8 protein-coding genes are annotated in these 12,951 nt (G+C 71.1%); 3 read left to right on the plus strand and 5 right to left on the minus strand.

Annotation, left to right across the window (positions count from 1 at the left end; translation table 11 throughout):
• Positions 1-51: 51 nt before the first annotated feature.
• Positions 52-849: a transcriptional repressor LexA gene (gene lexA / locus OHB04_RS11440; RefSeq protein WP_326687570.1), complete on the plus strand. Its 798-nt coding sequence runs from the start codon at positions 52-54 to the stop codon at positions 847-849.
• Positions 850-1,059: 210 nt separating this feature from the next.
• On the opposite strand, the gene OHB04_RS11445 is transcribed toward lexA, so the two are convergent.
• The 4 genes from OHB04_RS11445 to OHB04_RS11460 form a co-directional block, all read right to left on the minus strand.
• A complete protein-coding gene (locus tag OHB04_RS11445; protein ID WP_326687571.1) occupies positions 1,060-3,036 on the minus strand; it encodes an ATP-dependent DNA helicase in 1,977 nt (658 codons plus the stop codon).
• Between the two features lie 95 nt (positions 3,037-3,131).
• A complete protein-coding gene (locus tag OHB04_RS11450) occupies positions 3,132-4,871 on the minus strand; it encodes an IucA/IucC family protein (protein ID WP_326692681.1) in 1,740 nt (579 codons plus the stop codon).
• A gap of 397 nt (positions 4,872-5,268) precedes the next feature.
• The gene (locus OHB04_RS11455; protein WP_326687572.1) at positions 5,269-6,027 is read right to left on the minus strand and encodes a GNAT family N-acetyltransferase; all 759 of its coding nucleotides are present in this window, start codon (positions 6,025-6,027) and stop codon (positions 5,269-5,271) included.
• Between the two features lie 33 nt (positions 6,028-6,060).
• Entirely contained in the window at positions 6,061-8,247 is a 2,187-nt protein-coding gene (locus OHB04_RS11460) for an IucA/IucC family protein (RefSeq protein WP_326807410.1), read from the minus strand.
• A gap of 316 nt (positions 8,248-8,563) precedes the next feature.
• Here OHB04_RS11460 and OHB04_RS11465 point away from each other — a divergent pair, with 316 nt between their 5' ends.
• Both OHB04_RS11465 and OHB04_RS11470 read left to right on the plus strand, forming a co-directional pair.
• Complete coding sequence (locus tag OHB04_RS11465; protein ID WP_326687574.1) at positions 8,564-9,787, plus strand: trypsin-like serine peptidase; 1,224 nt, start codon at positions 8,564-8,566, stop codon at positions 9,785-9,787.
• A gap of 160 nt (positions 9,788-9,947) precedes the next feature.
• Entirely contained in the window at positions 9,948-11,159 is a 1,212-nt protein-coding gene (locus OHB04_RS11470; RefSeq protein ID WP_326807411.1) for a trypsin-like serine peptidase, read from the plus strand.
• Between the two features lie 150 nt (positions 11,160-11,309).
• Here the strand turns inward: OHB04_RS11470 and hflX are convergent, their stop codons facing one another.
• Positions 11,310-12,800, minus strand: coding sequence for a GTPase HflX (gene hflX, locus OHB04_RS11475; protein WP_326807412.1), 1,491 nt, complete (start codon positions 12,798-12,800; stop codon positions 11,310-11,312).
• Positions 12,801-12,951 lie beyond the last annotated feature (151 nt).

Here is a 12,951-nt window from a genome sequence, read left to right on the forward strand (position 1 = left end):
GAAACCAACTACCGTTGTCCAACTAGGGAGAACCGTTCGAGAGGGGCCGACGTGACCACGACAGCAGACAGCGCCACCATCACCTCCCAGAACCGCTCAGCGCAGGCAATCGACGAGATTCAGCCGGTGAATGACGCCATGAACGCAGAGACTCAGGAAGGTCCACAGGCGAAGCGCTCGCTGCCAGGGCGACCTCCCGGCATCCGGGCGGACAGTTCCGGGCTCACGGACCGGCAGCGACGGGTGATCGAGGTGATCCGCGACTCCGTCCAGCGGCGCGGCTACCCGCCGTCCATGCGCGAGATCGGCCAGGCCGTGGGCCTCTCCAGCACCTCCTCGGTGGCGCACCAGCTCATGGCACTGGAGCGGAAGGGTTTCCTCCGTCGTGACCCGCACCGCCCTCGCGCCTACGAGGTGCGCGGCTCGGACACGCCCAGCACGGCGCAGGCCGCGGCCGACACGACAGGCAAGCCGTCCGCCTCCTACGTCCCGCTGGTGGGCCGGATCGCAGCCGGGGGGCCCATCCTCGCCGAGGAGTCGGTCGAGGATGTCTTCCCGCTGCCACGCCAGCTCGTCGGCGACGGCGATCTGTTCGTCCTCAAGGTCATCGGAGATTCGATGGTCGAGGCCGCGATCTGCGACGGGGACTGGGTCACCGTCAGGCGCCAGCCGGTTGCCGAGAACGGCGACATCGTGGCCGCGATGCTCGACGGGGAGGCGACCGTCAAGCGCTTCAAGCGCGAGGACGGGCACGTCTGGCTGTTGCCGCACAACGCCTCGTACCAGCCGATCCCGGGCGATGACGCCACCATCCTCGGCAAGGTCGTCGCCGTACTGCGGAGGGTCTGAGACCTCCCGCCCCCTGATTCTCGTCTCCCGGAAAGACCTTTCCGGCACGCTGTACGGCCCCTCGCGGCCGGAGGCTCACGGGCCGCTGGTTCCCTCCGCACCGGAACCGGCGGCCCGTCGCCATGCCTGCGGGCCGTACGACGTGTCTGCGGGCCCTCGCCCGTGCCTGCGGCCCGTCGCCATGTCTGCGGGCCGCACCCCTGAAAGCCCTCAGGGCTGCTTGGCCGCCTCGTCGATGGCGGCCAGGGATCGGCGCACCTGGTTGCGGTCGGTCGTGTACCAGAAGCTGGGCATGGAGGCGCGCAGGAAGCTGCCGTACCGCGCACGCTCCAACCGGGGGTCGAGGACCGCGACCACTCCCCTGTCCCCCGTTGCCCGCACCAGCCTGCCCGCGCCCTGGGCCATCAGCAGCGCCGCGTGCGTCGCCGCGACGGCCATGAAGCCGTTGCCCCCCGACTGCTCCACGGCCTTTTGCCGGGCGCTCATCAGCGGGTCGTCCGGACGGGGGAAGGGCACGCGGTCCATGACCACCAACTGGCAGCTCGGGCCCGGCACATCGACGCCCTGCCACAGCGAGAGCGTGCCGAACAGACAGGTCTCCGGGTCCTCGGAGAACCGGCGGATCAGCTCCCCCAGCGTCTCCTCACCCTGGAGGAGGATCGGCAGCCCCAGCCGCCCCCGCAGTTCCTCGGCCGCCGTCTGGGCACCTCTCATTGAGGAGAAGAGCCCGAGCGTGCGCCCGCCGGCGGCCTCGACCAGCTCCGCCAGCTCATCCAGCATGTCGGCGCGTGAGGCGTCCCGGCCGGGCGGCGAGAGGTGCTTGGCGACGTAGAGGATGCCCTGCTTGCCGTAGTCGAACGGGGAACCGACATCGAGCCCCTTCCACGGGGGCGTCTGCGACTCCTCGTCGTCGTCACCGATGCCCTCGGGGGCGAGGCCGAGGGACGCGCCGACCCCGTTGAAGTCCCCGCCCAGCTTGAGCGTGGCGGAGGTGAGAATGACGGAGCGGTCCGTGAACAGCTTCTCGCGCAGCAGCCCGGAGACCGTCAGGGGAGCCACCCGCAGGGAGGCGCCGTAGCGGTCGTGGCGTTCATACCAGACGACGTCGAACTCGGAGCCCTCCAGGATTCGTTCGGCGACGTCGTGCACAGTCTCGACCGCGGCCTTGGCCTGCTTGCGGACCGCGTCCTCGTCCTGGACGGACTTGTCACGGGTGTTGCCCAGGGCGCTCAGGCAGTTGCGGCCCGCGTCGCGCAGCGCCATCAGGGCGTACCCGAGGTCCTCGGGGACCGCTTCCAGGCGGCCCGGGAGAGCCAGCTCCATCAGCCGCTCGAACGTCTCGGAGGCCGTCTGGAGCTGGTCGGCCGCCTTCTCGTCGACGAGCTTGGCGGCGCGGCGCACCGCGCGGTTCACTCCGCCCGGGGTCAGCTCGCCGGTGGCCACGCCGGTGACGCGGGAGACCAGCTCGTGCGCCTCGTCGACGATCAGCACCTCGTGGCCGGGCAGGACCGGGGCGCCCTCGATGGCGTCGATGGCCAGCAGCGCGTGGTTGGTGACGATCACGTCGGCGAGCTTGGCGCGCTCCCGCGCCGCCTCGGCGAAGCACTCGGCTCCGTAGGCGCACTTGCTGGCGCCCAGGCACTCGCGGGAGGCCACCGAGACCTGCGACCAGGCGCGGTCGGAGACGCCCGGGGTGAGGTCGTCCCGATCGCCCGTCTCCGTCTCGTCCGACCAGTCGCGCAGACGGAGCAGGTCCTTGCCGAGGCGGGAGGTGGGGGCCGCGCCCTCGAAGGGGTCGAAGAGCCCGTCCTCCTCTTCCTGCGGTACGCCTTCATGGAGGCGGTGCAGACACAGGTAGTTCGACCGACCCTTGAGCATGGCGAATTCGGGGCGGCGGCGCAGCAGCGGGTGCAGCGCGTCGACCGTGCGCGGCAGGTCGCGCTCGACGAGCTGACGCTGGAGCGCGAGCGTGGCGGTGGCGACCACCACGCGCTCGCCGTGCGCGAGCGCCGGGACCAGATATCCCAGCGACTTGCCGGTGCCGGTGCCCGCCTGCACGAGGAGGTGGCGTCCGTCGTCAACGGCCTCGGCGACGGCGTCGGCCATGGCGGCCTGACCTGGGCGTTCAGTACCCCCGACGGCAGTGACGGCGGCCTGGAGGAGTTCGGTGAGGGCGGGCTTGCTCATAGATCCGACACCCTACGCGGCGGCACTGACACTCCGCCTCACGGAGACCGGCTCCTTCCGGCTCCTTCCAGCCATGACCGGTTCGGTCCGTACGGCTACGGTCCGTGCAAGGGATTGCGCACTGTCCCGTGCACGGCGGCGTGGGGACGCTCGGACCTGTCACGGTAGCCGTCCATATGCAGACGGTTGCGATTGAGGCAAAGTCGCTCGATGCGGGGAGTGAGCAGGTCGAAGGTCTCGAAGCGGGGCTTCAGGGCGGGGAAGCGCTCCTGGTAGCGGTCGATCTCGGCACGCAGGAGTGACCAGAAGCTGTCCTCGGGCACCCCGAGTTGTTCCTCGCACAGGGGTGCGAGGAAGCGGAAGACGCCCACGAAGAGCGCGGAGTGGATGAACTGCGTGAGGAACGTGGGGGGTTCGCTCAGCAGCACCGAACGTACGTCCTCAGGCATGGAGTCCAGTTCGGGCACCGGTTGGGCGCTGATGTTGACGTCGTCGACGAAGTCCTTGATCGCCAGCCGTACGGGCACGTCCTGCTCGTCGAAGACGACGATCGCGTTCTCCCCGTGGGGCGAGAAGACGGTGCCGTAGCGGTAGAGGAAGTGCAGCAGCGGCGGCAGCAGCGCGGCGAACAAGTGACGCAGCCACGCTCTGGGCTCCAGGCCCGAGCGGCGCACGAGTTCGGCGGTGAGGGCCCGCCCCGCGGCATCCGTGTGGATGAGGGCCGCGAGAGTGCGGGCGTGTTCGTCGGGAGCGAGGTAGGGGGCCAGCGGCTCGCGCCAGATACAGCCGAGCAACTCGCGGTACTGGTATGGGGCCTCGGGCAGTTTGTCGTAGACCGGGTGGGCGACGGCGACAGACGCGACCTCGCCCAGCAGGACGACCCGGCACTCCTGGGACAGGAAGGGGTCCCCGTCGCGCAGGCTCTGCACCCAGGAGGTGACGGCCGGGGCCGCCAGCGTCCGTTCGGTCGGCAGACCGCGCCACACCAGGGTGTTCAAGATGGCGAGCGGCAGCTTGACGGTGTGCCGGTCGGGCCTGCTGGTGTTGAGGAACGTGCGTACGGACTGCTGGGGCAGCCGCTGATCGCCGTCCGTGCTGAGCGGCACGATGGCTCCCTCGGCGAGCGAGGAGGCGAACAGGGGCGCGATGGTCTCGTCCCACTGCCAGGGATGCACGGGTAGGTAGAGATACTCCTGCGGGGGGAGCCCGCGCGAGCGCAGCGTCTCGTGGAAGCCGAGGAGCGTCTCGGGGCTCAGCTCGCGTGCGTACAGCTGGTGCGGCCGGCCCAGGCGGGGCACCCCCCGGTACTCCGCCAGTCCCTCGCGTACGGCGATCCAGGGAAGCGGGCCCGCGGTGCGGCCCTCCGGTGCCCAGCGCGCGGTGTCGGTCGCGGAGAATCCGAGGCGCCCCTTGTTGGCGACCAGCCAGGGGTGTCCGTCCATGTGGCCCTCCAGCTGCGCGTAGCCGAGGGAGGCGAGTTCGGCGACGGGCAGCTCGGAGGCCAGCAGCCGGGCGTCGGCGGTGAGGGTGGCGGTCAGCTCGCGCAGGTAGTGGCCCGTGGTGTCACAGCTGAGGCCGAGCAGGTTGTGGGCACGGGCGAAGAAGACCAGCGGATCGAGTCCGTCGTCCAGCGAGGAGGGATCGACGCTCCAGTGACCGTAGGCGCCCCGTCGGGCGCGGAAGCGGACGGTGAGGGCGTCGTCGACGATCAGCTTGTACGCGTCGGCTGCGGGCCCCGGCTCGGGGTGGGGCTGGAGGATCTCCTCGTAGGCGAACTCGGAGATCATCTTGGCGAGCAGCCGACGGGCGGCGTGGCCCCAGTGCTGCCGGTCCAGGCCGGCGGGGAGGGCTAGCGGGACGGAGTCGTTCGACGAGGATCCGATCGAGGGTTGGGACACGGGGTTGCTCCTTGTGGGAGGGGGACGGTTTCGGTGTGCGGTGCGGCAGAGGTACGAGGAGTACGGAGAGGCTGCGGGCGGGTCCTGGACGGTGGCCCTTTGGGGGACGGGCCACTGGAGGGCCGGCCGTTGGCCGGGGGCCGAGGGCGACAGCCGGGTGCCGGGGACCGGATGGTGGCCGGAGGCGGTGGCCGGGACGGGGCCGTCGGCCGGATGCCGGTCCGCCCGGAACTCGGAGCATCCGGTCGTCCGGTCCACCGGGGAGTCCGGTCGCCCGGTCCTCCGGGCATCCGGACGGCGAGCCGCCGGGGCGTCGGCCCTCGGACCCGACCGCTCAGAGCGCGTGGCGCAGCGCGCGGTCCCGGACCATCAGGGCGGCGCGTTTGGCGGGGAGCTGGACCTCGGCGCTGAGGCGGAATCCGGCGCCCAGGAAGGCGGCGACGGAGGGGATGTTGCGTACGTCGGGCTCGGCCAGCACGCGTGAGCACAGCGGGCGCCGGTCGAGCACCAGGTCGGCGACGGCCCGCAGCAGGGACGTGCCGACGCCCCTCCCCCGGTGAGCCACTCCGCCGATCAGCAGATGGATGCCGGTGTCGTGCGGCCGGGTGGGGCAATAGCGCGCCAAGGGGTCGAGATCGGCGCGGTACAGCTCCCAGTAGCTCATGGGCGCGCCGTCGAGCACCCCCAGGCAGGGCACGCTGCGTCCGTCGCCTTCCAGTTGGGGGCGCAGGTGGGCCTCGGTGACCCGTTCGGGGCCCGCCAGCTCCCAGAATGCCGCGACGGCTGGATCGTTCATCCAGGCGGAGATCAGCGGCAGATCGCGCCCGAGGTGCACGGGGGCGAGCTGGAAGTGCCCCACGCCGGTCTCGGCGGCCGGCCAGCCGGCGGGTGAGTCGAGCAGCCCGCCGTGCTGCGGGGGTCCGGCGCAGGTCTCCGGCGGGCCGTATCCCTCCCGCTGCGCGAGCAGGTCGTTCCACTGCTGCGGCAGTTCGAGGTTCAGGGTGTCGTCATTGCTGGTGCTGGAGCCGGGATCCACCGTGCCGAGGCCGGGGGGACCGGCGGGTGGTGCGGAACCTGGCTGGGGGTGCGGCATGACGACGTCTCCTCCCATGCTGGGGGCCGGGGGTCAGAGGGCGAGGGGGTTGTCGAGGGTGACGTAGACGGACTGGGTGTCGACCGGGCCGACCAGCTCGTCCATCCCGTGCAGGCGGGTGAGCAGGTTGGCCTTGCAGCGGAGCGTGGAGGACTCCAGGAGGAGCGCGGGCAGCGGCGATACGGGCTCGTCCCCGCTGCCGCGCGCCGCGCCCTCCAGGAAGCGCCGGAAGGCGGCGAGCAGGAGATGTTCGTCGGCGAGGCGCTGGGCGCCGAACGCACCGATGAGACCGAGGACGTTGTTGATACCGAGGTAGTAGGCGAAGCGTTCGTCGGTGACGTCGTCGGCGACGAAGGTGTCGCTGGATACTCCGAGACCCGTGCCCGGCAGCCGCTTGTCCAGCTCCTCCCTGCGGGAGGCTCGGAAGTAGTAACCCTGGTTGTCGCGGTAGCGCCCGCCCTCGGGCCAGCCCTCGGCGTCGAGGAGCACAAGGGTGTTCTGCTGGTGCGCCTCCAGCGCGATCCCGGCGTGTGCGTCGAGCCAGAGAATGGGGCGGACGACGGCGTCCAGATACCGCAGGAACCACTCGGCGGCCACGGCCGCGGACGGGCGGCCCGTCCGCGCGGCCAGGGAGGCGATCACCCGGGCGAGCCGAGATCGCAGCGCCATCGGCGGCCCGGCCGGGTCAGGCACGGGCGCGGTCAGTCCGGCGACACAGACGGCGTCGTCGGAGGGGCCGAAGGGGTTGTGCCGGATGACGGTGTCGAAGCCGTGGAGACGTCCCTCACCGGGGAGGTCGACGCCGAGCCAGGCGGGGTCGCGGACGATGTCGAAACCCGGGTGCGCGGCGCGCCACGCCGCGCCCAGGTCGCCGCGCAGCAGCCGGTGCACTTCGACGCCGCGCAGCAGCTCCTTGCGCAGGTTCTCCCGACGGGAGTTGGTGATACGCAGCCCCAGGGAGAGCTTGAGCATGGCGGTGCCGCCCGGCCGGAAGACGGTGCGCACGGAGGAGGTCGGATACCAGTGCTCCCCGCCTTGCCCCAGGTCGTGCAGCAGACCGGCCTCCAGCAGCACCGCGACGGCGGGGCTGTGGCTCAGCTCGCGGGCCTGCCAGGGGTGGAGGGGCAGGGGCACCCGGCCCTCGGGAAGGCGTCCGCTGAGCGCGGGCCCCGCCATCCGGCGCGCCAGTTCGGCGGCCGGGACCGGCTTGCCCCGGTCGGTCCATGCCGAGTCCCCGGCCAGAACGGAGGGGTCGACGGCCATCCAGCGCAGCGGAAAACTGCCGCGCAGCTCGGGTGAGAAGACCCGGGCTTCGCCCTCGGAGAGACCCTCACGGCTCTTGGGCGTGGGGTGGAGGGGGTGTCCGAACAGAAGTGCCTGCTCGCCGTCGAGGAACGGGCAGGTGTCCTCGGGCCGTTCCGGGTGTGCCCTGCGCTCGCTGATGAAGACGGCGGTGCGCTGGAGCGAGTCGGCGACCCGGCCGACCAGGGCGGCGCTCTCCGGCTCGGGCGCGGGGCGCGCTCCGTGCGTGGCCTCGCGCCCGATGAGGGCGGCGAGCGCGACGGCTTCGAGGGGCGGCGCGTCGTCGGGAGCGCGGTCCAGGGTGGGCGGGTCGAAACGGTGGCAGCCGACGGGCGACCAGTGGCGCACCGGAACGGCGAGGGTGGTGCCGGTGGCGGCGAGCGGGACGCGCAGGATGCCGTCCTCGGGGCGGGTGAGTCCCGTCTCGCGTACCCAGCAGCGCAGCAGATTCTCCAGCGCGGCGGCATCGGCGGCCCGCTGCGCGCTGGGGTGTTCCAGGGGGTCGTCGCCCGGGTGGACGGGCTTCCCGCTCTCCGGGTCCGGCGGAAATGTCGCACCATCCGGTCCACCGGTCGAACCGGCGGGCGTCTCTCCTTCCGCCGCCGTGGGTTCGGCCGCCTCCTGATCGCGGACGGCCGGCTCTCCGCCACGGGCGGCCGGCTCTTCACTGCGGCCGTCCAGTACTCCGGTGGGCGCCACCGCACCGCTGGGAGCAGCCGCAACGCCGGGCGCCGCCGCGTCGTGAAGCGAGGAGTCGGTGCACGGATGGCCGGGACCGTGGACCAGCCCTGGGCCGCTCAGCTCCTCGTGGCGTCCGGTGCGCCGCGACTGCCGGGGCACAGCCGGCTCGATGAGCCGGGCGAGCCTCTTACGGACCGGGCCCTTCGGGGCGCCTTCGGCTCCGGAGCGCGCGTTCACTGAGGTGTCCTCCGATGGTGTCGACTGGGCGCGCTGGGCAGCGAGCCACTGTCCCCCGTACGTACCAACGAAGCGAACGGCGGCGGATCACGGGCACGTTGAAGATCCCTTCGGGCTCCGGGAGGCGGTGCGGGGCCCCCTCCTCGCGCGTACGACGCGGCCGGTGCGGGGCAGCCCACGACGCGGCCGGTGTGCGGAACCGCCGACCCTGCTGTGCCCGTCCCCCACCTCACCGGGCATAGTGGGGTGCCGCCCCTCCCGGCGGGATGCATGACAAAAACACAGGCACGAGATCCACTTCAGGGGGAGTTCAGCCATGCCATCGATAGCCAGGCCCGCGCGGCGCCGCTCGGCGCTGGCCGCGGCAGCGGTCATCGCCGCTCTGACAGTGACGGTGAGCGCCTGCGGCCCGGAGGACGACAAGGCGGACGAGAAGCCCAGCGCGTCCCCGACAGAGTCCAAGAAGACCAGGGACGTCAAGGACGATCTCGGGCTGCCGGACGACCTCCCCAAGGACCTGCCGACGTCGCTGGACGATCTCGACAAGTGGCGCAACGGCCAGTGGAAGAACTGGGACCAGGACAAGTGGCTGAGCGAGGCCAAGGAGTTCTTCAACCCCATCATCGATGACCTGTGGGACCCGGATCGCATGAAGGACGCGGACGGGAACGACCGCAAGGTCGACGATTCGGACATCGACGACAGTGAGAGCGGCGGCAAGGACGGCACCGGCGAGGACGAGGGCGTCACCGATGCGACGCCCAAGCCGGTCAAGGCCGCGCCCATGAAGACGCCGTACAACAAGGACAACTTCCCCGTCGGCAAGGTGTTCATGGACACCCCGAAGGGCGCGATGGTCTGCTCCGGCACCGTCATCAAGGACCCGAACAACCCGGGCAAGTCCAACCTCGTGGCCACGGCGGGCCACTGCGTGCACGGCGGCGCCGGCAAGGGCTGGTTCCGCAACGTGGTCTTCGTGCCGGACTACAACCCCAACGGCCTGCCCAACGCGCAGTTGGAGAACGCCCCGAAGAGCGCGGTCGCACCGGACGGCATCTGGTGGGCCAAGCACGCCCGCACCACCAACCACTGGATCCGCAACGGCGCAGACCGGGGCGGCAAGGGCGCGCAGCAGGACTTCGCCGTCCTGAAGGTGCAGCCCGAGGACAAGAGCAGCACCACCTCGCTGGAGGAGAAGGCCGGCGGCGCCGTGCAGGTCGCCTTCAACACCCCGCGGGTCAAGTCGCTGAAGAGCCTGAGCGCCGTCGGGTACCCGGCCGCACCGCCCTTCGACGGCTCGAAGATGTACCGCTGCTCCGACAAGCCGGGCCGCCTCACGCTCGACCCGGCACAGCCGACGATGTACCGCATCGGCTGCACCATGACAGCAGGCTCCTCCGGTGGCCCCTGGCTGAGCGCCTCGGGCAAGCGGCTGCTGTCGGTGACGTCGATCGGTCCGGTCACCGCCGACTGGCTGGCGGGCGCCCGCCTCGGCAAGGAGGCCAAGGGCGTCTTCGACGCCGTCAGCAAGCAGGGCTGAACCAGCGCCTTCCCGCTCCGCCCCCGGTTGCCCTCGCGACCGGGGGCGGAGGAACACCGCCGCACAGGAGCCGTCGCCGCGCAGCAACGCGGCGCAGCACCGCCGCGGCACAGAAACAGGGCGCGCCCACGCGCCGATCCACCTCAGGGGGACACCTTCCATGTCACGCACAAGCAGATCCCGCCACGGACGTCCAGCCGTGGTCTTCGCCGCCCTCGCGGCGGCCCTCGCCGTCACCGCGACCGCCTGCGACTCGGGCGGGGGCGACGACAAGAAGAACGACGCCAAGCCCGCGGCCTCGACACCGGCGAAGGACTCCGGCAAGAAGCAGGACCAGCTCGGCATTCCCGACAAGCTGCCGAAGGACCTTCCCACTTCGCTGAAGGATCTGGACGAGTGGCGCGGCGGGGCCTGGAAGAACTGGAAGAAGGACCAGTGGGTGCGTGACGCGGCCGACTTCATCAACCCGTACATCAAGGGTCACTGGAACCCGGGGCGAATGAAGAAGGCGGAGGACAACGAGAAGCAGGTCCCCAAGAACGTCAAGAGCACCTCGGGCTCGGCCGCGACGGCCCCGGAGCCCACCGCGGTCAGGGCCAAGGGTGTGCGCACGCCCTACACGCGCAACGCGGCACCGGCCGGCAAGGTCTTCATGGAAACCCCCGACGGCCCGATGGTCTGCTCCGGCACCGTCGTGAAGGACCCTCGCCACCCGGGCAGGTCCAACCTCGTGGCCACGGCGGGCCACTGCGTGCACTCCGGCAAGAGCGGCGGCTGGCTGCGCAACATCAGCTTCATCCCGGCCTACAACAACCGGGGCCTCTCCGCCGCCGCGGTCAACAACGCGCGGCCCGAGCAGGTCGCGCCGTACGGGCAGTGGTGGGTGAAGTGGGCGCAGACTTCCGACTACTGGATCCAGAAGGGCGCCAAGTCCGGAGGCGGCGGCTCCCAGCAGGACTTCGCCGTGCTGCGCGTCGAGCCCGTCAACAAGAGCGGCAAGTCCCTTGAGGAGACGGTCGGCAACGCCGTGAAGGTCAACTTCCACGCGTCGTCCTCCCGTATCCGGGGCGTCAGCTCCTACGGGTATCCGGCGGCACCGCCGTTCGACGGCTCGAAGATGTACTCGTGCACCGACCGGCCCAGCGATCTGACCATCGACCCGCAGCAGCCCGCGCTGCACCGTGTCGGCTGCACGATGACAGGCGGGGCCTCGGGCGGCGCCTGGCTGGTCAAGGGCTCGGCAGGCAAGCCGGAGCTGATCTCGGTCAACTCCATCGGCCCCCACCCGGCGACCTGGCTCGCGGGGCCGCGCCTGGGTGCGACGGCCAAGGGGGTCTTCGACACCATCAGCAAGAAGTACGGCGGCAGCTGACCGGAGCGCTCCGCTCCAACGGCAGCACCAGCCACAGCACAAGGCACGGCATAAGCGAAGGCCCCGCCTCCCTCCGGATTCCGGAAGGGAGGCGGGGCCTCCGTCGTTGTGCTCGACGCCCCGCCGGGGGCGGGCTCATGGGTGTGCCGCTCAGGCCACAGGCTGGAACTTCCGCAGCTCGGCCGCCAGCTCCTCGTGCACCCTGGCCTTGAGGACCGTGCCCTGGCCGGTGTGCTCCTCGGAGAGCACCTCGCCCAGGCTGTGCACGCGGGAGACCAGCTTGCCCTCGGTGTAGGGAAGCAGGACCTCCAGCTCGACGGAGGGATGCGGCAGTTCGTTGTCGATCAGCTCGCGCAGGTCGTCGATGCCCTGGCCGTTGCGGGCCGATACGACGAGCGCGTGCTTCTCGGCGTGCAGCAGCCGCTGGAGGACCACGGGATCGGCGGCGTCCGCCTTGTTGACCACGACGATCTCCGGCACCTGTGCGGCGCCCACGTCCCGGATCACCTCGCGCACGGAGGCGAGCTGCTCCTCGGGCGCCGGGTGGGCGCCGTCCACCACGTGCAGGATCAGATCGGCGTCGCCGACCTCTTCCATGGTGGAGCGGAACGCCTCCACGAGGTGGTGCGGGAGGTGCCGTACGAAGCCGACCGTGTCGGCCAGGGTGTAGGCCCTGCCGCTCGGCGTCTCGGCCTTGCGCACAGTCGGGTCGAGGGTGGCGAACAGCGCGTTCTCCACCAGCACGCCCGCGCCGGTGAGGCGGTTGAGCAGCGAGGACTTGCCTGCGTTGGTGTATCCGGCGATGGCGACCGAGGGGACCTTGTTGCGCCTGCGGTCCTGTCGCTGGACGTCGCGGCCGGTCTTCATCTCCGCGATCTCCCGGCGCATCTTCGCCATCTTCTCGCGAATACGCCGGCGGTCCGTCTCGATCTTGGTCTCACCGGGGCCACGCGTCGCCATGCCGCCGCCCGCCGAACCGGAGCCACCGCCACCCATCTGCCGGGAGAGCGACTGGCCCCAGCCACGCAGCCTGGGCAGCATGTAGTTCATCTGCGCCAGCGCGACCTGTGCCTTGCCCTCACGGGACTTGGCGTGCTGCGCGAAGATGTCGAGGATCAGCGCCGTGCGGTCCACGACCTTGACCTTGACGACGTCTTCCAGGTGGATGAGCTGGCCGGGGGTCAGCTCACCGTCGCACACCACGGTGTCGGCGCCGGTCTCCAGGACGATGTCCCGCAGCTCGGCGGCCTTGCCGGAGCCGATGTAGGTGGCGGCATCGGGCTTGTCGCGGCGCTGGATGACGCCGTCCAGGACCAGCGCGCCCGCGGTCTCGGCGAGTGCGGCCAGCTCCGCGAGGGAGTTGTCCGCGTCGGCGGCGGTGCCGGAGGTCCAGACGCCGATCAGCACGACGCGCTCCAGGCGCAGCTGTCGGTACTCGACCTCTGTGACGTCCTCCAGCTCGGTGGAGAGACCTGCCACCCGCCGCAGCGCCGCTCGCTCGGAGCGGTCGAACTGATCACCGTCACGGTTCTCGTCGAGCGTGTGACTCAGAGCGACATCCTCTTCCATCAGGGCGTCGGCTCGGCGGTTCGACTGGGCGATGCGCTGGCCGTTCTGTGGAAGGGAAGAGGAGAGGGTCAAGTGGATCCTTAAGGTCGAGGAGAGATTTCTGTTCCGGACAACGCCCGTGCGGCCGAGAAGATTCCCCGCCGGCCGGGGCCAGGCCCGGAGGCCGCGGCCCCCCGGGGGGGGTGCGGCACAACGATGGTGGCACGCTGGAGCGGAGCAGTCA

Origin of the sequence: Streptomyces sp. NBC_01775 (assembly GCF_035917675.1) — a bacterium.
Lineage (GTDB): Bacteria > Actinomycetota > Actinomycetes > Streptomycetales > Streptomycetaceae > Streptomyces.